At 49.9% G+C, this 20,775-nt stretch carries 17 protein-coding genes, 2 tRNA genes and 1 other RNA gene; 18 read left to right on the top strand and 2 right to left on the bottom strand.

The genetic code is table 11. The annotated features are described in order from the left end of the window. Window positions 1-20: 20 nt before the first annotated feature. The 9 genes from DWY63_RS15280 to ilvA all read left to right on the top strand — a co-directional run bounded on the left by DWY63_RS15280 (window position 21) and on the right by ilvA (window position 9,830). Complete coding sequence (locus DWY63_RS15280) at window positions 21-548, top strand: YceD family protein (protein ID WP_117802560.1); 528 nt, start codon at window positions 21-23, stop codon at window positions 546-548. Window positions 549-550: 2 nt separating this feature from the next. Beyond that, window positions 551-730: a 50S ribosomal protein L32 gene (gene rpmF / locus DWY63_RS15275; RefSeq protein WP_022462729.1), complete on the top strand. Its 180-nt coding sequence runs from the start codon at window positions 551-553 to the stop codon at window positions 728-730. Between the two features lie 207 nt (window positions 731-937). After that, window positions 938-1,723, top strand: coding sequence for a hypothetical protein (locus tag DWY63_RS15270; protein ID WP_055218872.1), 786 nt, complete (start codon window positions 938-940; stop codon window positions 1,721-1,723). Between the two features lie 228 nt (window positions 1,724-1,951). Beyond that, complete coding sequence (plsX, locus tag DWY63_RS15265) at window positions 1,952-2,992, top strand: phosphate acyltransferase PlsX (protein WP_117802559.1); 1,041 nt, start codon at window positions 1,952-1,954, stop codon at window positions 2,990-2,992. Then, window positions 2,982-3,215, top strand: coding sequence for an acyl carrier protein (gene acpP / locus DWY63_RS15260; RefSeq protein ID WP_117802558.1), 234 nt, complete (start codon window positions 2,982-2,984; stop codon window positions 3,213-3,215). The genes plsX and acpP overlap by 11 nt, the downstream gene beginning before the upstream one ends. A gap of 105 nt (window positions 3,216-3,320) precedes the next feature. Next, the gene (gene rnc / locus DWY63_RS15255) at window positions 3,321-4,013 is read left to right on the top strand and encodes a ribonuclease III (protein WP_055228392.1); all 693 of its coding nucleotides are present in this window, start codon (window positions 3,321-3,323) and stop codon (window positions 4,011-4,013) included. A 7-nt stretch (window positions 4,014-4,020) separates the two neighbouring features. Continuing rightward, window positions 4,021-7,581 carry a chromosome segregation protein SMC gene (smc, locus tag DWY63_RS15250; RefSeq protein WP_117802557.1) on the top strand — a complete coding sequence of 1,187 codons (3,561 nt, stop codon included), beginning with the start codon at window positions 4,021-4,023 and terminating at the stop codon, window positions 7,579-7,581. 60 nt (window positions 7,582-7,641) lie between these two features. After that, window positions 7,642-8,583, top strand: a complete 942-nt coding sequence (ftsY, locus tag DWY63_RS15245) for a signal recognition particle-docking protein FtsY (protein ID WP_022462735.1) — start codon at window positions 7,642-7,644, stop codon at window positions 8,581-8,583. Between the two features lie 35 nt (window positions 8,584-8,618). After that, a complete protein-coding gene (gene ilvA, locus DWY63_RS15240; protein ID WP_117802587.1) occupies window positions 8,619-9,830 on the top strand; it encodes a threonine ammonia-lyase in 1,212 nt (403 codons plus the stop codon). Window positions 9,831-9,954: 124 nt separating this feature from the next. Here ilvA and DWY63_RS15235 read toward each other — a convergent pair. Then, window positions 9,955-10,039 (bottom strand) — tRNA-Leu (locus DWY63_RS15235). A gap of 25 nt (window positions 10,040-10,064) precedes the next feature. Beyond that, window positions 10,065-10,149, bottom strand: a tRNA-Leu gene (locus tag DWY63_RS15230). Between the two features lie 203 nt (window positions 10,150-10,352). Here DWY63_RS15230 and DWY63_RS15225 point away from each other — a divergent pair. The 9 genes from DWY63_RS15225 (at window position 10,353) to DWY63_RS15185 (ending at window position 20,768) form a co-directional block, all read left to right on the top strand. After that, a complete protein-coding gene (locus DWY63_RS15225; protein WP_117802556.1) occupies window positions 10,353-11,360 on the top strand; it encodes a deoxyguanosinetriphosphate triphosphohydrolase in 1,008 nt (335 codons plus the stop codon). 16 nt (window positions 11,361-11,376) lie between these two features. Further along, complete coding sequence (dnaG, locus tag DWY63_RS15220) at window positions 11,377-13,155, top strand: DNA primase (protein ID WP_055228390.1); 1,779 nt, start codon at window positions 11,377-11,379, stop codon at window positions 13,153-13,155. Between the two features lie 105 nt (window positions 13,156-13,260). Continuing rightward, entirely contained in the window at window positions 13,261-14,403 is a 1,143-nt protein-coding gene (rpoD, locus tag DWY63_RS15215) for an RNA polymerase sigma factor RpoD (RefSeq protein ID WP_055228389.1), read from the top strand. Between the two features lie 29 nt (window positions 14,404-14,432). Then, window positions 14,433-15,131 carry a tRNA (adenine(22)-N(1))-methyltransferase gene (locus tag DWY63_RS15210; protein WP_022462740.1) on the top strand — a complete coding sequence of 233 codons (699 nt, stop codon included), beginning with the start codon at window positions 14,433-14,435 and terminating at the stop codon, window positions 15,129-15,131. Window positions 15,132-15,248: 117 nt separating this feature from the next. Next, a complete protein-coding gene (locus DWY63_RS15205) occupies window positions 15,249-16,904 on the top strand; it encodes a nucleoside kinase (RefSeq protein ID WP_242991187.1) in 1,656 nt (551 codons plus the stop codon). A 100-nt stretch (window positions 16,905-17,004) separates the two neighbouring features. Further along, an RNA gene (rnpB, locus tag DWY63_RS15200) (RNase P RNA component class A) lies at window positions 17,005-17,355 on the top strand. Between the two features lie 182 nt (window positions 17,356-17,537). Next, on the top strand, window positions 17,538-18,134 hold the full coding sequence (locus tag DWY63_RS15195) for a Maf family protein (RefSeq protein ID WP_117510305.1): 597 nt from the start codon (window positions 17,538-17,540) through the stop codon (window positions 18,132-18,134). A gap of 16 nt (window positions 18,135-18,150) precedes the next feature. Further along, window positions 18,151-20,325: a M3 family oligoendopeptidase gene (locus DWY63_RS15190; RefSeq protein ID WP_117802555.1), complete on the top strand. Its 2,175-nt coding sequence runs from the start codon at window positions 18,151-18,153 to the stop codon at window positions 20,323-20,325. A gap of 233 nt (window positions 20,326-20,558) precedes the next feature. Next, window positions 20,559-20,768: a FeoA family protein gene (locus DWY63_RS15185; RefSeq protein WP_022462744.1), complete on the top strand. Its 210-nt coding sequence runs from the start codon at window positions 20,559-20,561 to the stop codon at window positions 20,766-20,768. Window positions 20,769-20,775 lie beyond the last annotated feature (7 nt).

Genomic DNA, 20,775 nt, shown 5'->3' with positions numbered 1-20,775 from the left:
AGTGTGATTAGGAGAACAATATGAAAATCAGTCTGACCAAGTTATTTGCGCAGGACGGAAAGTCCGAAAAGTATGAAATTCCGCTTACATCCGAAATTTTTTCGATCGGCGGGCAGGACTATCGGGTAATCGAAAAACATCCTGTTATCCTTGGCCTTACGCATGAAGGCAATCGTGTGATCACGATCACCGGCAGCGCAGACCTTACAATGGAGATTCCATGTGCAAGATGCCTGACACCGGTAGCGACTCCATTCCAGCTCGAGTTCGATCTGCAGATTGATCTGAATCTGTCAGAGGAAGAACGCGAGAAAAAAGAAGAGGACTCTTCGTTTGTGGAGGGAGACGAGCTCGATGTGGAAGAACTGGTTCGTAATGAGCTCATAGTCCAATGGCCGATTCGAGTGCTGTGTAAAGATGACTGTAAAGGAATCTGCAGCCGTTGTGGTGCGAATCTGAATATTCAGACCTGTGATTGTGATACCACAGGGCTAGACCCCCGAATGGCTGCAATCAAAGATATATTCAGCAAATTTAAGGAGGTGTAACTATGTCCATTTGTCCTAAGAATAAATCTTCCAAAGCAAGACGCGATAAGAGAAGAGCAAACTGGAAAATGTCTGCTCCGAACCTTGTAAAATGCAGCAAATGTGGTGCTCTTATGATGCCGCACAGAGTTTGCAAAGCTTGTGGTTCTTACAACAAAAAAGAAGTCGTTGCAATGGACTAATATTCATAAATCGGAATCAGTTCCGATGTGCAATGCAGCAAAAGGCTCCCGTCACCGGGGGCTTTTTTGTTGTCTCTGCGGGTTGTCTGGAAGCGTCATATAAAAGATTTGACGTGGTGTGTCGTGATGTGCTATAATGGTCTCGGTGAGAATTGAAACAATATTGCAACATTTTCGTAACAATTATAAAAAAGGAGTGCAAAGCATATGAAGAATAGACGAATCATATTTCTGGCAGCATGCATGTGCAGTGTAGTATTCCTCTCAGGATGTTCCACAGACAGTCTGATGGATAAAATGATGGGAACTGAGACGACGGTTTCGTCTTCGGCCAGTGTAGATATTTCAAAAGAGGACAGCGATGCTGTTCATGTAGATGCCAATCTGGAAAAGCCGGTTTTTTCGGTAAATCCGGTGGAGAGCCTGCAGATTCCCGTTGGAAATACATCTGGAAAGCTGACTTGTGAGGCAGGAATAACGGGAGAAGGCACAGTAACATATCAGTGGTATAAGAACAACGTAAATTCCAACGGCGGAGGAACGCCGATTGAAGGCGCAACAGAAGTGACATACCAGGTCGATACTTCGGCGGAGGGCAAAGATTACTATTACGTTGTGGCAACAAACACGGTTGGAAATACCGTTTCCATGGCGACGAGTACAGTAACAGAAGTTACGGTAATTCCGGCAGGGAAATGGGTTCAGAATGAAAACGGATGGCAGTATCAGAATAATGATGGAAGCTATGCAACCAATACCTGGCAGAATATCGACGGCTACTGGTACGTGTTTGATGAAAATTCATACATGGTGACAGGATGGTACTGGAGCGGAGAAGAATGGTATTATCTGGCGGACAACGGTCAGATGCAGACCGGCTGGTTCACGCAGGATGGTGAGGAATATTATTTGGATCCGGATACCGGTGTCATGGCACGGAATACAACCATAGACGGTCATGAGATGAATTCGAGCGGAGTCAAGGTTTCTTAAGAAAAATAAGATAAAACAGAGCGGGTGGATTTTGGAAAGATAAATCCACCCGCTTTTTTGGAATACAGGAGAAAGCGCGGATGGGCATTTGTGCTTGATTTTTGCAAAGGAGTTTAGTATAGTTAATACAGCACTTGCATGAGTGCTTTTAGAGCGTGGTTGAAAACGGTTTTTTGAAAGAAAAAGAGTTTTCAAACGCGCTTTAGAAAAGAGAAAAGAGGAAAAAACATGAGTGACTTAGTCAGAGTTGCAGTGGACGCGATGGGCGGCGATTATGCGCCTGTGGAGCCGGTAAAAGGCGCCGTTGAGGCCGTAAACGCAGATGAACGTGTCAAAGTCCAGCTGGTCGGCCAGGTGGATGTCATCGAAAAAGAACTGCAGAAATATACGTACCCGAAGGAGCGGGTTGAGATCGTTCCGGCAACCGAGATCATTGAGACGGGAGAGCCGCCGGTCAATGCGATCCGCCACAAAAAAGATTCTTCGATCGTTGTCGGCATGAAAAAAGTGCGCTGCGGAGAGGCAGACGCGTTTGTCTCCTCCGGAAGCACCGGAGCAGTCCTGGTCGGCGGACAGACGATCGTAGGACGCATCAAGGGCGTAGAGCGCCCGCCGCTGGCTCCGCTGATCCCGACGAAAGACGGTGTATCCCTTCTGATCGACTGCGGTGCGAATGTTGATGCAAGACCGTCCCATCTGGTGCAGTTTGCCATGATGGGTTCCATCTATATGGAACACGTTGTCGGCATTAAAAATCCGCGTGTGGGAATCGTGAATATCGGTGTGGAAGAAGAAAAAGGAAACGCGCTCGTCAAAGAGACGTATCCGCTTCTGAAAGAAAACCCGTATATCAACTTTGTCGGCAGTATCGAAGCAAGAGAAATTCCAAACGGAGCCGCAGACGTTGTTGTCTGTGAGGCGTTTGTCGGAAACGTTATCTTAAAGCTGTATGAGGGCGTCGGCGCGACCCTGATTTCCAAGGTAAAACAGGGCATGATGACATCTCTGCGCAGTAAAATCGGAGCCCTTCTTGTGAAACCGGCGCTGAAAGAGACACTGAAGTCTTTTGATGCCAGTGAGTACGGCGGAGCACCGCTGCTTGGCTTAAAAGGACTCGTTGTAAAAACGCACGGAAGCTCAAAAGCCAACGAATTTAAAAATTCCATTCTCCAGTGCATTTCATTTAGCGAGGAGAAGATTCCGCAGAAAGTGCAGGAGCATCTGGCAGACTATAAGAGCAGCAGGGAGGCAGCGAAAGATGGAATTTGAGAAATTACAGGAGATCATTGCGGATGTATTAAACGTAGATCCGAATGAAGTAACCATGGAGACAACCTTTACAGATGATCTGGGAGCGGATTCCCTGGATGTATTTCAGATTGTGATGGGAATTGAAGAAGAATTTGATATCCAGATCGAAGCAGAAGAAGCAGAGCACATCGTATCGGTTGAGGATGCGGTGGAAGCGATCAAAAAGAAACTGGCAGAATAATAGAAAATGGCGAAGGGGCTGTTTGCTACAGGACAGCCCCTTTGTTACCGTCCGCAGAACACCTGCAAACGGTAACTATGAGGAAGGACAGGCTTAAAACAGGTTATGAATAATATTGATAAACTCGTGGATTTGGAAAAGAAGATCCAGTATAAATTTCAGGATTTCGGACTGCTGGAGATGGCGATGCGCCATTCTTCCTACGCAAATGAGCACCATATGGAGCGCCTGGAGTGCAACGAGCGTCTGGAGTTCTTAGGAGATGCCGTGCTGGAAGTTGTATCCAGCGAATTTTTATACAAGACATTCCCGCGTCTCCCGGAGGGCGAGATGACGAAAAAACGCGCCAGCCTCGTCTGTGAACCGGCACTGGCATTCTGTGCCCGTGAGATTGACCTTGGCAGCTTTCTGCTCCTTGGAAAGGGCGAGGAGGCAACCGGCGGCCGTCACCGCGATTCCATCGTTTCGGATGCTATGGAGGCAACGATCGGTGCGATTTTCCTGGACGGCGGCTTTGAACCGGCAAAAGCGTTCGTTCTGAACTATATCTTAAACGATATCGAACACAAACAGCTTTTCTACGACAGCAAAACGATTCTGCAGGAGCTGATCCAGGGTGAGACGGATGAAGAGATTGTTTACACCATCTTAAAAGAAGAGGGACCGGATCACGACAAGAGCTTCTGGGCACAGGTCAGCGTCGGAAAGAAAGCGCTCGGTACCGGAAAGGGCAGAACGAAAAAAGCGGCAGAACAGGCAGCGGCATACGATGCAATTCTTGCCAGAAAAAAAGCGTAGGTGAATTATGTATCTCAAATCCATTGAAATGCAGGGATTTAAGTCGTTTGCCAACAAAACCATTCTGCAGTTCCACGACGGTATTACCGGCGTTGTAGGGCCGAACGGCAGTGGAAAGAGCAATGTTGGCGATGCGGTGCGCTGGGTGCTCGGCGAACAGAGCGCCAAGCAGCTCCGCGGCGGAAATATGCAGGATGTTATTTTCTCCGGAACCGAGACGAGAAAGCCGCTCGGCTACGCGTCGGTTGCAATTACACTCGACAATTCCGACCACAAGCTGAATGTCGATTTCGAGGAAGTCACGGTGACGAGACGGCTCTACCGCTCCGGTGAGAGCGAGTATCTGATGAACGGCGCATCGTGCCGGTTAAAGGACATCAACGAGCTGTTCTACGATACCGGTATCGGAAAAGAAGGCTATTCCATCATCGGACAGGGTCAGATTGATAAGATTTTAAGTGGTAAGCCGGAAGAGCGCCGGGAGCTGTTTGACGAAGCGGCAGGAATTGTCAAATTCAAGAGAAGGAAGGCCGTGACCGAAAAGAAGCTGGCGGAAGAGCAGCAGAATCTGGTGCGCGTCAACGACATTCTCTCGGAACTGACAAGGCAGTTAGAGCCGCTGGAACGCCAGTCTGAGACGGCAAAGATTTATTTAAAGAAGAAAGAGGAATTAAAGCTCCTCGATATCAATATGTTTCTGCTCGAGATGGAGCGCATCCGGAACGATCTCGCGAAAGTAGAAGACCGGTACCGGATTACAGAAGAGCAGTTAAAGAGCACGAAAGAGGCTTTTGAGCATACGAAGCAGGAGTATGAAAAGCTGGAACAGGAGCAGGAAAAACTGGACCAGACGATTCTTTCTGCGCGCGATCAGGCGGGGGAGAATGCACTGAAACGTCAGCAGCTCGAAAACCAGATCGAGGTGTTGAATGAGCAGATTCATGCATCGGAGAGGAACAGCGACACATTAAGAGAACGTCTGGAGGCGATCCGCGCGGAGAGCCGCACAAAGACGGCAGAAAAAAATACATATCAGGCAGAAAAGAACGGGCTTCATGAAGCACTTCTTGCGTCAGAGACGGAAAAGAGTGAGAAAGAGGCCGCTCTCTCGGAATGCCAGGGGCAGATCCAGGCAGTCGAGCTGCAGAGTGAACAGGATAAGAGCGAAGTCATCGGCCTTCTGAACCAGCGGGGTTCCACGAAGGGAAAAATGCAGCGCTACGATGCGATGCTCGAGCAGATCGGCATCCGAAAGGCAGAATTAAGCCAGAGGGTGCTGCATTTAAAGACGAGCGAGTCCGAACAGAACGGGCAGATGGAAGAACTGCAGAACGCGTTTGAAGCGCTCGAAGAGACGGTAAGCAGCCTGAAACAGCAGTACCAGGAGGCAGATCAGAAGATTACCGCGCTGACGGCGGATCTCTCGAACCAGACGAAAGAGATGGAAGCCGGCCAGACCAATTACCACAGAGAAGCGTCAAGGCTCGAATCCTTAAAGAACATCACCGAGCGGTACGACGGCTATGGAAACAGTATTCGGAAGGTCATGGAGCAGAAAGACCGGAATCCCGGCATCCACGGCGTTGTGGCGGATCTTCTGCAGGCGGAGAAAAAGTACGAGACGGCGATCGAGACCGCACTTGGCGGCAGCATTCAGAATATTGTCACCGACAATGAGGCGACGGCGAAATACCTGATTGAATACCTGAAACGGGGCCATTTCGGCCGTGCGACGTTCCTTCCGCTCACCAGTATGCGCGGGAAAAAAACGCAGGTGAATGAGGATGCGGCAAGAGAAACCGGTGTGCTTGGTGTGGCAAATGCACTTGTTTCGTACGACCCGGTGTATGAGGGCCTTGTGGCACAGCTGCTTGGAAGAACGCTGGTGGTCGACACGATCGACCATGCCATTGTGATTCAGCGGAAATACCGTCAGACGCTCCGCATGGTAACCCTCGAGGGCGAGCTCTTGAGCCCGGGCGGTTCCATGACAGGAGGTTCGTTCCGGAACAACAGCAACCTGCTCGGAAGACGGCGTGAGATTGAGGAACTCGAAAAGAGCGTACAGGGTCTTGCGAAGGAACTGCGGGAAATCCAGCAGGAACTTGAAGAGAAGAAAAATAAGCGGAATGAAATCCGTGATCTCCGCACCGAGCTGAATGAAAAACTGCAGCGGCAGTACATCGAGCAGAATACGGTGCGCCTGAATCTGGAAAAAGCGCGCGAGAAAAAGACGGAAATCCGTCTGGATTTTGAAGCGCTTCAGAAGGAGAGTCTCGAGATTGAAAATCAGATCGCCGAGATTGAGCGGAACCGGAAAGTCATCGGTCAGGAAATGCAGGAATCGGTGGAGCGGGAAAGCACGCTGCAGGAGAATATCCAGAAGGCACAGGAGGCGCTTACAGGGCTTCGCCGCCGGGAAGCAGAATATACGAAGGATCTTGAAGAAATCCGGTTAAATTACGCAAATCTGTCCCAGAAGGATGGATTCCTTGCCCAGAACATCCGCCGTCTTGAGGAAGAGACGGGAAAACTGGAAGCGGAAAGCCGCACCATGCTGGAAAAAGCGGCGGAGGAAAAAGACGATGTCAAAAGGAAACAGCAGGACATCGTGGAGATCCAGAAGACGATTGCAGCAGCAGTGCAGGCAAAAGAAGAGGAAGACCGCCGGATTGTGGAACTGCAGGAGAAAAAAGAAGCATTAAGCGCAGATCACAAAGAATTTTTCGAGAAGCGGGATCAGCTCTCCGACCAGATTTCCCTGATGGACAAAGAGTGCTTCCGTCTGAACAGCCAGAAAGAAAAGCTGGAGGAGACAAAAGAGGCACAGACCTCGTATCTCTGGGAAGAGTACGAAGTGACACCGGGCCACGCAAGAGAGTTCCAGATGGAGGAGATTCCGGAGCGTAGTGAATTAAAGCGGCGTGTGCTGGAAGTAAAAGATGCGATCCGGAAGCTTGGCTCTGTCAATGTGAATGCGATTGAGGAGTACAAAGAGATTTCGGAGCGCCACGCCTTTCTCGATGCACAGCACACCGATCTTGTCAAGGCGGCAGAGACACTGCAGGGCATCATCGATGAGCTGGATGCCGGTATGCGCAAGCAGTTCACGGAAAAATTCGAGGAGATCCGGAAAGAGTTTGACCGCGTGTTCCGCCAGCTGTTCGGCGGCGGAAAGGGAACGCTGGAACTCGAGGAGGACACGGATGTACTCGAGGCAGGTATCCGCATCATTTCCCAGCCGCCGGGAAAGAAACTGCAGAATATGATGCAGCTCTCCGGAGGCGAGAAGGCACTGACCGCGATTGCGCTGCTTTTTGCAATCCAGAACTTAAAGCCGTCCCCGTTCTGTTTACTTGACGAGATCGAGGCGGCGCTCGACGATTCCAACGTAACGCGTTTTGCACAGTATCTGCATAAGCTGACAAAAAATACCCAGTTCATCGTCATCACCCACAGGCGCGGTACGATGACGGCGGCAGACCGTCTGTACGGCATCACGATGCAGGAGAAGGGTGTTTCTACCCTTGTTTCTGTCGATTTGATCGAGGGAGAACTGGACAAATAGAAACGAATAAGATACAATACGAAAGAAGTAAGATAGAAAAGATAAAGGGAGGCGAACGGTATGGCGGAGGAGAAAGTAGGCTTTTTCAAACGTCTTGTCAACGGTCTGACGAAGACCCGAGACAGCATTGTAGCTGGAATTGATTCTATTTTCAGCGGCTATTCCAATATTGATGACGATTTTTATGAGGAGATCGAGGAGATTCTCGTCATGGGAGATATCGGCATCAATACAACGACCAAAATTATTGACCACTTAAAAGAGCGGGTGGCAGAAGAGCACATTACCGATCCGGCAGAGTGCAAACAGCTTCTGATCGAGAGCATCAAAAAACAGATGGATGTAGGCGATACAGCCTATGAATTTGAAAACCGGAAATCGGTAGTGCTGGTGATCGGTGTCAATGGAGTCGGAAAAACGACCTCCGTCGGAAAGCTGGCCGGCCTTCTGAAGGATCAGGGCAAAAAGGTTGTTCTTGCGGCAGCAGATACGTTCCGTGCAGCGGCAGGCGAGCAGCTCACGGAGTGGGCGCACCGCGCCGGCGTGGATATCATCGGCGGACAGAACGGAGCAGATCCGGCGTCCATCGTGTACGATGCAGTCGCAGCGGCAAAAGCCAGAAATGCGGATGTGCTGATCTGTGATACGGCAGGAAGACTTCACAACAAGAAGAACCTGATGGAAGAGCTCCACAAGATTTACCGGATTCTGGAAAAAGAGTACCCAGAGGCATACCTGGAAACGCTGGTGGTGCTGGATGGTACCACGGGCCAGAATGCGCTGCAGCAGGCAAGACAGTTTGCGGAAGTGGCAAATGTCACCGGTATCATTCTGACGAAGCTGGACGGAACTGCAAAGGGCGGTATCGCCGTTGCCATCCAGTCCGAGCTTGATATTCCGGTCAAATACATCGGCGTGGGCGAGAGCATCCACGATCTGCAGAAATTTGATGCAGACCAGTTTGTAAATGCACTGTTCCATACATCCGAAGAGAATGCTTAAAAAGACAACAAGGAGAAAAGACTATGGCAGAAGAAATGCTGACACTCCCGAAATTTGAGGAAGCGTCTGAAATTGTAAAAAAAGTAACACAGGAGACCAAACTGGTTTACAGCAAATATTTCAGCGAGCAGACGGGAAATAAAGTCTACTTAAAACCGGAAAATATGCAGCTGACCGGCGCCTATAAGCTGCGCGGTGCCTATTACAAAATCAGCACCTTAAGTGAAGAGGAGCGCGCAAAAGGACTGATCACCGCATCGGCAGGAAACCATGCACAGGGCGTTGCGTATGCGGCAAAATGCTACGGTGCAAAGGCTGTCATTGTGATGCCGACGACCACACCGCTCATCAAAGTAGAGCGTACCCAGAGCTACGGCGCTGAGGTTGTTCTGTACGGAGATGTGTACGATGAGGCATGTGCAAAAGCATACGAGCTTGCAGCAGAGCATGGCTATACCTTTATTCACCCGTTCGATGATCTGACCGTTGCAACCGGCCAGGGAACCATCGCTATGGAAGTGATTCAGGAGCTTCCGCTCGTAGATTATATCCTTGTTCCGATCGGAGGAGGCGGACTGGCTACCGGTGTTTCCACACTGGCAAAACTGCTGAAACCAAACATCAAAGTCATCGGTGTTGAGCCGTCCGGAGCAGCCTGTATGAAGGCTTCTTTTGAAAAAGGCGAGGTAACGACCGTATCTCCTGTCAGCACAATTGCAGACGGTACTGCAGTACAGACACCGGGAACCAAGATTTTCCCGTATGTAAGACAGAACCTGGACGAGATCATTACTGTGGATGATGATGAGCTGATCGTAGCATTCCTTGATATGGTAGAAAACCACAAGATGATCGTCGAGAACTCCGGTCTTCTGACTGTGGCTGCATTAAAGCATCTGGATGTCAAGGGCAAAAAGATTGTTTCGATCTTAAGCGGCGGAAATATGGACGTCATCACCATGTCTTCCGTGATCCAGAACGGACTGATCCAGAGAGACCGTATCTTTACTGTATCCGTTCTTCTGCCGGATAAACCAGGCGAGCTGGTACGCGTTTCCCAGGTGATTGCAAACGAGAACGGAAACGTCATCAAACTGGACCACAACCAGTTCTTCACAACGAACAGAAGTGCTGCAGTAGAGCTCCGCATCACAATGGAGGCATTCGGCACCGATCACAAGAACCGTATTGTCAAAGCACTGGAAGAGGCTGGCTATACACCGAAGATTGTAAGACCGAACCTGTAAAAACAGAAATTGCAGAGAAAATTCTGAAAAAAAGAAAAATAAGAAATCAGAGGGATCCGGAAAGGAATTTCCTCTGATTTTTTTGAGCAGGAAAAAACCCTTGCATGCACAAGGGTTTTCGTTCTGCGGAAGATGGGACTTGAACCCACACGATCGCAATGACCACCAGATCCTTAGTCTGGCCTGTCTGCCAATTCCAGCACTTCCGCATGTTATGTAGTTTTTTAAATTTCATGCGGAAGATGGGACTTGAACCCACACGATCGCAATGACCACCAGATCCTTAGTCTGGCCTGTCTGCCAATTCCAGCACTTCCGCATGTTCTTTAAGTTTTTGTCATCTCGCTGACGACAAGATGTATTATAGCACCAGAGTTGTAAGCCGTCAACACTTTTTTTGAAAAAATTTGAAAAATTTGAAAAATAAAAAAGGAAATCGGAATCGGGCACCGAATATAGGAAATAGGAGGACAATGAAAAGAACTGTTACAGGCATATTACCGGGAAAGAGGTGGTCTTCGTTTGAACTTGAGAGAATCGTTTGAAGAACGGGAATTTCAGAAGCTGAGTCCTTATGCGGCGCACAGCCGGAATTCCAGAGGAAGGGACCGATATGAACCGGAGTGTGACATCCGCACCGTCTACCAGAGAGACCGGGACCGGATTCTCCACTCCAAAGCCTTTCGCAGGATGAAAGACAAAACACAGGTGTTTCTTGCTGCGCAGGGCGATCATTACCGGACCCGCCTGACGCACACACTCGAGGTGTCCCAGATTGCCCGCACGATTGCGCGGGCGCTGAATCTGAATGAGGATCTGACCGAAGCCATTGCGCTCGGCCACGATCTCGGACACACGCCGTTCGGCCATTCCGGGGAAGCGGCGCTCAATGCGGTGCATCCCGGGGGCTTCCGCCACGCGGAACAGAGCGTCCGTGTCGTGGAGGTTCTGGAAAAGGAAGGACAGGGCCTGAACCTGACCTGGGAAGTGCGGGATGGAATTCTGAACCACCGCACGGCGGGAAAGCCGTCGACCCTGGAGGGACAGGTTGTGCGTCTCTGCGACAAGATCGCCTACATCCACCACGATATGGACGATGCCATCCGTGCCGGCATTTTAAGCGAGGATGACATCCCGATTACGATCCGCGTCGTCCTTGGCGATACATGCCGCGAGCGGCTCAATACGCTGATCCACGACATTGTGGAGCAGAGCCGCGGAACGGAGTATGTGCGCCAGTCGGCGGAGATTGCCGAGGGAATGCGCATGCTGCGGGAGTTGATGTTCGCGAACGTCTACCGCAACCAGGAGGCGAAAAAAGAGGAGGAGAAGGCAAAGAAGATGCTGATTTCCCTCTACACCTACTACCAGGAGCACCCGGAACAGATGTCCCGCGAGTACCGGAATCTGATCGGGTGCGGCGAGGACAAGACACAGGTAGTATGCGATTACATTGCCGGTATGACCGATCAGTATTCCATGCACAAATACGAGGAGCTGTTCGTGCCGAAAGCCTGGGCGGTTTATTAGATACAGGGAGGAAAAAATGCGATATTCCGATGATTTAGTGGAAGAGATTCGTATGAAAAATGACATCGTAGATGTGATATCCGGCTACGTAAAGCTGACAAGAAGAGGAAGCTCTTACTTCGGGCTCTGCCCGTTCCACAATGAGAAGTCCCCTTCCTTTTCCGTCAGCCCAGGAAAGCAGATGTATTACTGCTTCGGATGCGGAGCCGGAGGAAATGTTTTCACATTTTTGATGGAATACGAAAACTTCACGTTTGTGGAAGCCTTGAAATTTCTGGCCGACCGGGCCGGGGTGGAGCTTCCGCAGATGGAGTATTCGAAAGAAGCAAAGGAGCAGGCGGATTTAAAGAATACGCTGCTGGAGATCAATAAGCAGGCGGCGAAATTCTATTATTACCAGCTCCACACCGAGCGCGGAAAGCAGGGCTACGATTACCTGAAGGGGCGCGGCCTTTCGGATGATACGATTCGAAAATTCGGCCTTGGCTATTCAGATAAGTATGGAAGCCTGCTGTACCGTTTCTTAAAAGAAAAAGGGTATGACGATGAAATCCTGCGTCAGTCGGGCCTTTTTCTGGCGGACGAGGTGCATGGCATGCAGGACAAGTTCTGGAACCGTGTCATTTACCCGATCATGGATGCCAACAGCCGTGTCATCGGCTTCGGAGGCCGTGTGATGGGGGATGGAAAGCCGAAATACCTGAATTCGCCGGAGACAAAGATTTTCGATAAGAGCCGCAATCTCTACGGGCTGCATCTGGCGCGCTCTTCACGGAGAAAAAATCTGATTATCTGCGAGGGCTATATGGACGTCATCTCCATGCACCAGGCAGGATTCAATAACGCGGTAGCTTCTCTTGGAACAGCACTCACATCGCTGCAGGCGGGGCTGATGAAACGGTATACCGACGAGGTTCTTGTGATCTATGACAGCGATGAGGCAGGCGTCAAAGCGGCGCTTCGTGCGATTCCGATGCTCAAAGGGGTTGGTCTTACAACGCGTGTCGTCAATTTGAGACCGTATAAGGACCCGGATGAGTTTATCCAGCACGAGGGCTGCGAAGCGTTCGAAAAACGTCTGGAAGAGGCGGAGAACAGCGTTTTGTATGAGATCCGCATGAAGGAACGCGATTTCGACCTTGCCGACCCGCAGGGCAAATCCGATTTCCTGCATGAGGCGGTGCGTCGTCTCGTTGCAATCGAGGATGAGATCGAGCGGAACAGTTATCTTGAGGCAGTGGCAGGAAAATACGGGATTGCCGTCGAAGTACTGCGAAAGCAGGTCGGTCAGATGGCACTATCAGGAGCCGGAAGGACGGAGCGTGTCAAGCCGCGGAATACAGCCGCAAACAAAAAAGAGAAAGAGGGCGGTGTCGAAAAAGCACAGAAGCTGATGCTGACATGGATGACCTCTTATCCGGCGCTCATTGGAAAACTGGAAAAATATATTACGCCGGAGGATTTTACCACACCTCTTTACCGCCAGATTGCAGAGATGATTGTGCTGCAGTATCACGAGGGCGGGGTGAATCCGGCAAAGCTTTTGAATCAGTTTGTTGATTCCGAGGAGCAGAAAGAAGTTGCAGGCCTTTTTAATGCCAGAATCCCGCTGGAGACAGAGGAGGAAAAACGGCGCGCGCTGCATGATGTGATCTGCAATATGAAAGAAAACAGCATTGCGTATCAGTCGGCACATATGAATGTGACCGATATGGCGGCGCTGCAGAAGCTGATGGCGGACAAAAAGAGCCTGGAGCGGTGGAAAGCAGGGGAACTTCCGGATTTCGCTTTTTAAGGAGGCCTGGATACCAAAGAAAAACCCTGGAATCTTCTGTTCTGCGTGTTTAATTTCGCAGGGCAGGGACAGAATATATACAAGCTATGGAAGGATGGACAGTCAATGGAGTTCGATAAAGCAAAATTTATGGAAAAATTAAAAGAGCTGGTAGCATACGGCAAAAAGAAAAAGAGCGTCCTGGAATATCAGGAAATCAACGACTTTTTCCGCGATATGCCGCTGGATGCGGAGCAGATGGAGAAGGTATTTGAATACCTGGAGGCAAGCGGTATCGACGTACTGCGCCTCTCCGATATGACCGAGGATCCAAATGCGGCAGACCGCGATCTTCTCCTTCTGGACGACGATGACATCGACCTTTCCGAGGAAGAAGAGATCGATATGGAAAACATCGACCTTTCCGTTCCGGAAGGCATCAGCATTGAGGACCCGGTCCGCATGTACTTAAAAGAGATCGGTAAAGTGCCGCTTCTTTCCGCAGAGGAAGAGATCAAGCTGGCACAGAGAATGGAAGAGGGCGATGAGGATGCGAAAAAACGTCTGGCAGAGGCCAACCTTCGTCTCGTTGTTTCCATTGCAAAACGTTATGTCGGCCGCGGCATGCTGTTCCTGGATCTGATTCAGGAAGGTAACTTAGGCCTCATCAAAGCGGTTGAAAAATTCGATTACCGCAAGGGATACAAATTCTCCACCTATGCAACATGGTGGATCCGCCAGGCAATCACAAGAGCGATTGCAGACCAGGCGAGAACGATCCGTATTCCGGTTCATATGGTAGAGACCATCAACAAGCTGATCCGCGTTTCCCGTCAGTTACTGCAGGAGTTAGGCCGCGAACCTACTCCGGAAGAGATCGCAGAGGAGATGCACATGTCTGTAGAGCGTGTGCGTGAGATCCTGAAAATCTCCCAGGAACCGGTTTCACTCGAGACACCAATCGGTGAGGAAGAGGACAGCCACCTCGGTGACTTCATCCAGGACGACAATGTGCCGGTACCGGCAGACGCGGCAGCATTCACCATGCTGAAAGAGCAGCTCGAGGATGTGTTAAGCACGCTGACTGACCGTGAGCAGAAGGTTCTGCGTCTCCGTTTCGGACTCGATGACGGCCGTGCGAGAACCCTCGAAGAGGTTGGTAAAGAGTTCAACGTTACAAGAGAGCGTATCCGTCAGATTGAGGCGAAAGCGCTCCGTAAACTGCGCCATCCGAGCCGTTCCAGAAAGCTGAAAGATTACCTGGACTAATCTGCGAGGAAGAAAAGGACGACAGGAAAATGCAGTTATCAAAAAGACTTTCCGCGGTAGCGGAGTTTGTCACCCCGGGCGGCTGCCTGGTCGATGTGGGAACAGATCACGGTTATGTGCCGATTGCGCTGCTGGAACAGAAGAAGATTTCCTCCGCAATCGCCATGGATGTGAACCGCGGACCGCTGGAGCGGGCCAGGGAGCATATTGCGCAGTACCAGATGGGGGACTACATAGAAACAAGACTTTCCGACGGACTCCATGCCCTGCGTGCGGGAGAGGGTGATTCTCTTCTCATCGCGGGCATGGGCGGCGGGCTTACCATAAGAATTTTAAGCGAAGGTGAGCCGCTGCTGTCCGGTTTTCGGGAGCTGATCCTGGAGCCGCAGTCGGATATCGACCGCGTGCGTGCATGGCTTCTGGAACACGGATTTTTCCTTGCACAGGAGAATTTTGTAGAGGAGGATGGAAAATATTATCCGATTCTGCGGGCAGTGCCAGGGGAAAAGGAGAATCTGAAGGCGGAGGAGCTTTTCTATGGACCGCGCCTTCTGGAAAAGGAAAATCCGGTGCTGAGGGAATACCTTCTGAAACAGCAGGAGCAGAACCAGACGCTGATCCGCCAGCTTTCGGATCACTCCAGTGAAAAGGCAGCACAGCGCCTTTGGGAATTAAAAGAAAAAGAGGCAGTACTGGAATCTGCGCTTGCGCGTTTCCATACGATGTAACGACAGCGTTTGCACAAGAGGGGCGTGTCTGAAAATTTCAGCAGTTGTAATTTTCGGGCGCGCCTTTTCTGTCACTTCTGAATTTTCAGAAAGTTTTGCAAGAAGGAGGAATTACAATTGATTCAGGTAACAATTGATGGAAAAGGATACGAATATCCGGAAAATTGCTCTTATTATGAGATTGCAAAGGATTTTGAAAAAACAATGGACGCGCCGATTGTCCTTGTGAAAGTGGACGGACGGCTGCGGGAGCTGCACAAACAGCTGAAAAAAAAATGTGAACTGGAATTTGTGACAACGAAGGATGAGATCGGACATAAAACGTATCAGAGGAGTCTTTCTCTTCTGCTGGTAAAAGCGGTGTATCATGTGGGAGGCTACGATAAGATCCGCCATGTGATGCTGCATTTTTCGGCGGGTTCGGGCTTTTTCTACACGGTGGACGGCGATATCACGCTGAATCAGGCGTTTTTGGACGAAGTAAAAGCGTATATGCATGAACAGGTGGAAAAGGCGGTGCCGATTTATAAGCGGAGTGTCGATACGCACGAGGCGAGAGAACGGTTCCGGCTGCATGGCATGACGGATAAAGACCGCTTATTCCGTTACCGCCGTGTCTCCCGTGTGAATCTGTACAGTCTCGGGGATTTTGAAGACTATTATTATGGATTTATGACGTATGATACGAGTTATCTGAAGTATTTTGATCTCTATTTATACGATGACGGCTTTGTGCTGCAGATGCCGGAGAAAAAGGCGCCGGAGACGGTGCCGGCGGCGAATCTCTCCCCGAAGGTGTTCCAGGTGCAGCGGGAATCGGAGCGCTGGGGTGAGCAGATGGGAATTTCCACGGTTGCCGACTTAAATGAACGCATCACAAAGGGCAATATTCAGCAGATGATGCTGATTGCGGAGGCGCTGCAGGAGCAGAAAATCGCGAAGATTGCGGAGCAGATTGCGGAAAGAAAGCAGGTTAAATTTGTGCTGATTGCGGGGCCGTCTTCCTCCGGAAAGACAACGTTCTGCAACCGGCTTTCCATCCAGCTTTCAGCGCATGGTCTGACGCCGCATCCGATCAGCCTTGATAATTACTATGTGAACCGGGTAGATACGCCGCGGGATGAAAACGGCGATTATGATTTTGAATGCCTGGAAGCACTGGATATCGAGCTTTTGAATCGGGATATGACAGCACTTTTGAACGGAGAGCGTGTGGAACTGCCGTATTTTAATTTTAAGACGGGCAAGCGCGAGTACAAGGGGAATTTTATTCAGATGAAGGAGACTGATGTGCTGGTGCTGGAGGGGATTCACGGGCTGAATGAAAAACTGACATGGTCGCTTCCTTCGGAAAGTAAATTCCGGATTTATATCAGTGCGCTGACGCAGATCAATGTGGATGAGCACAACCGGATTCCGACGACGGACGGACGTCTGATCCGGCGGATGGTGCGCGACAGCCGGACGCGGGCAACGTCGGCGAAGGAGACGATTGCGATGTGGCCGTCGGTGCGCCGCGGCGAGGATCGGAATATTTTTCCGAACCAGGAGAAGGCGGATGTGATGTTTAATTCGGCGCTGGTGTATGAGCTTTCGGTTCTGAAGCTGTATGCGGAACCGCTGCTGTTCCAGATTGAGGAGGGAGAGCCGGAGTACCAGGAGGCAAAGCGGCTGCTGAAGTTTTTGGATTATTTTGTCGGAGTGCCGATTGAGGATATTCCCAAGAATTCGATTCTGCGGGAGTTTGTGGGGGGAAGCTGCTTTGATGTGTGAAAGGCTGTTTTGTATGGCTTTGTGGGATCTGCGATTTGGGGATGGACAAGAAAGAGAGTTTGTGGTAAGATTATTAACTGTCTGATGTTCCGTTTTTGACAAAGTAAGATATGTAATCGCGGCTGGCAGGACCGAAAGGGGCCAGGTGAGGAAAGTCCGGGCTTCGCAGGGCAGGATGCCGGATAACGTCCGGCGGAGGCGACTCCAGGGATAGTGCAACAGAGAGATACCGCCAGGTTTTTCCTGGTAAGGGTGGAAAGGCAGTGTAAGAGACTACCGTTTCTCTGGTAACAGAGAAAGCCATGTAAACCCCATCCGAAGCAAGACCGAATAGAAAACGTATATGGCTGCCCGTCATGTTTTCAGGTGGGTCGCTTAAGGGGACTGGCGACAGTTCCATTGGATAGATGATTACACACGACATAACCCGGCTTATCGTTTTGCTTTGCATAAGACGGAAATTCAGGCATCTGGATAAAATAAGTACGCCGGGAACGGACACGAGTGGATTGTGTTTGTTCCCGGCGTACTTATTTTATCCGGCCATCTGGCGCAAGCCGCACATTCCCGCGGACCGCTGCATGGTGTGAAAAAAATGCATGTCATGAAAGAAAAAATAAAGGAGACAGCAGGATGAAAGTGATATTGGCTTCGGGGTCACCCAGAAGAAGAGAGTTGATGGAGATGTTGGGAATACGGTGTAAGGTTCAGGCTTCAGGGGCGGAAGAAGTTGTGACGTCTGCGGAACCGGAGAAGGTTGTGGAGGAGCTTTCACGGCTGAAATGTCTGGATGTTGCGGAGATTACCGAAGGGGATGCCGTTGTGATCGGGGCGGATACGGTTGTGGCTTTTGAAGGGGAGATCCTTGGCAAGCCGAAAGGGATAGAACATGCCAGAAGCATGATGCAGCAGTTGCAGGGAAGGGTGCATCAGGTGTATACTGGAGTTACGATTGCGGTAACAGAGGGGGACGCAAAGCGTGTGGTATCGTTCTGTGACCGTACAGATGTAGAGTTTTATGCGATGACAGAGGAGGAGATAAACGGGTATCTTGCTCTTGAGAAAGAGGGGGAGGCTCCTGTGTGGTCGGATAAGGCTGGAGGATACGGAATTCAGACGGTGTTTGGGACAAAGTTTGTGAAAGGAATCCAGGGAGACTATTATAATGTGATGGGGCTGCCGGCGTCCCGGGTTTATCATGAGTTGAAAAATCTGGGCGTTCTGGAATAGAAGGAGGTAAGAGAAGATGAAAAAGTTTTCGGAAATTGAATACGTAAGGCCGGACATGGAGGCAGAGCAGGAAAAAGTAAGAGCGTATACGAAGGCGCTCAAAGAGGCAAAATCATATGAGGAGCTGCGCGGACTTTTTATGGAAGAAAAAACGCGCGAGGATGCCTGGGCGACAATGGCGGAAGTGGCGCAGGTAAGATATACGGTGGACACCAGAGATTCGTTTTATGAAGGAGAGGTTCAGTTCTGGAATGAGACGATTCCGGCGATCCATCTGCTGATACAAAAGGCAGAGAAGGTGATTCTGGAGTCTCCGTTTATCAAAGAGTTTGCAGAGGAGTTCGGGGAATTTTTTGTGAAGAATATGGAGGTTGGCCAAAAATTAGCGGACGACTGTATCGTGGAGGATCTGATCGAAGAGGCGAATCTGACGCAGCAGTACAGTAAAATTACGGCGAATGCTTCGACGGAATTTAAGGGCGAAACGTGTAATTTTTATGGACTGCTGAAGGCGATGCAGAGTACGGACCGCCAGATGCGGAAAGAGGCGATGACGGCATGGGGAGATTTGTATGAAGAGATTTCCGGGGAGCTGGATGCGCTGTATGACAAGATGGTTCCGCTGCGCGATAAAATTGCGAAGAAGCTGGGATTTTCTTCTTACATTGAATTTATTTACCTGAGCTATGGAAGATACGATTATACGGCGGAGGATGTTGCAAAGTTCCGTGCGCAGGTGAAGGAGAAGATTGTACCGCTCTGCCTGGAGCTTCGGAAGGAGCAGGAGAAACGGCTTAGAGTGGACCGGCTGCATTATTACGATGAGGAGCTGATTTTCCCGGAAGGAAATGCGGTTCCGGAAGGAACGACGGAGGAACTGGTTGCGAAGGCGCAGAAGATGTACCATGAGCTGTCGAAAGAGACGGGTGAGTTCTTTGATTTTATGGTGGAGCATGAGCTGTTTGACCTGGAGACGAAGCCGGGAAAACAGACAGGCGGTTACTGCACATTTCTGAATACGTTCAAGGCGCCGTTCATCTTCTCCAACTTTAATGGTACGAGCGCGGACGTTGATGTTCTGACTCATGAGGCGGGCCATGCATTCGAGGCGTATACGGCGGCAAAACAGATTCCGTTTATGGATATGGTATTCCCGACAAGCGAGGTGGCGGAGATTCACTCGATGACAATGGAGCATTTCGCATACCCCTGGATGAATGCATTCTTTGGAGAGAAAGCAGATGATTACCGTTATGCGCACCTGATGAGCGCGCTGGAAGTGATTCCGTACATGGTATGTGTGGATGAGTTCCAGCATAAGGTATTTGAAAATATCGGCATGACGGCCAAGGAGCGCCGTGCGATCTGGCATCAGTTAGAGCTGACCTATATGCCATGGAGAAATTATGACGGCCACAAGTTCCTCGAGGAGGGCGGTTTCTGGATGCAGAAGCAGCATATCTTTGTGAACCCGTTCTATTATATTGATTATGCGCTGGCACAGATCTGTGCTTTCCAGTTCTTTGAGCGTTCCAAAAAAGAGCCGGAAAAGGCGTGGGACGATTATTACCGTCTCTGCCAGGCAGGCGGAAGCAAGGGATATTTTGCACTGCTGGAGCTGGCAGGACTGAAGAATCCGTTCGTGGATGGAACGGTGGAAGAAGTCGTTGCGGGACTGAAGCCCTATTTAAAACGAAAAGTAAAGTATACGATCCGTCCGGTAAAAGAGGAAGATCTGAAAAAGGTAGCCGAGGTGGAGGCGCTATGCTTCCCGGCTGCCGAGGCGGCAGGTTATGAAGACTTCATGGAGCGGTACAAAACCTGCAAAAACAGCTTTTTTGTGGCGGAAACTGAAGACGGCGAAATCGCAGGCTTCTGCAATGGCTGCTGTGCGGATACCGATTATCTGGCGGATGCACTCTACCATGACGCCACGCTGCACAACCCGGACGGCGATTATCAGATGATTTTCGGACTGGACGTCAATCCGAAGTTCCAGAAACAGGGCATTGGAGAAGCACTGATGCGTCATATGGTAAAAAGCGCAGGAGAGCGTGACAAAAAAGCCGTTGTTCTTACGTGCAAGGATCATATGATTCCATTCTACAAAAGGATCGGATACGAATATATCGAACTTTCCGACTCGACGCATGGCGGTGCAAAATGGCATAAGATGATGTACCGTTTCTAAAAAGAAATGGAAAGCAAAAAGGGCAGAACAGGGAGATACGAAATTTCTCTGTTCTGCCTTATTTTTCAAAAAAATAGGGCTCTTAACGAAGGCTTTTTCTCAGTAACGGAGTAAATTTCAGAAAAAAATACAAAAAAATAGTAAAAAAGCAGTTGACATCTAACGTACGTTAGCATATACTAACAACTGAAATAGAGATGAAACTCATTATCATACACAGGAGGTAATTGACTATGCCTTTAACGATGGCAAATCCAGGCGAATGTTACACAATCAGAAAAGTCGGCGGAAAAGAAGAGACCAGAAGATTTCTTGAAAATCTTGGCTTCGTCGTTGGCGGAAACGTGACAGTCGTATCGGAAATCGACGGCAATCTCATCGTGAATGTGAAAGATTCCAGGGTGGCCGTTGGAAAAGATATGGCAGCCAAAATCCTGATTTGATAGGAAA

It is taken from the genome of Blautia sp. AF26-2 (genome assembly GCF_003460955.1).
Taxonomy (GTDB): Bacteria; Bacillota; Clostridia; order Lachnospirales; family Lachnospiraceae; genus Fusicatenibacter; species Fusicatenibacter saccharivorans.
The sequence above is the reverse complement of the archived record's forward strand: the minus strand, read 5'-3'. Positions and strand labels throughout refer to the sequence as shown.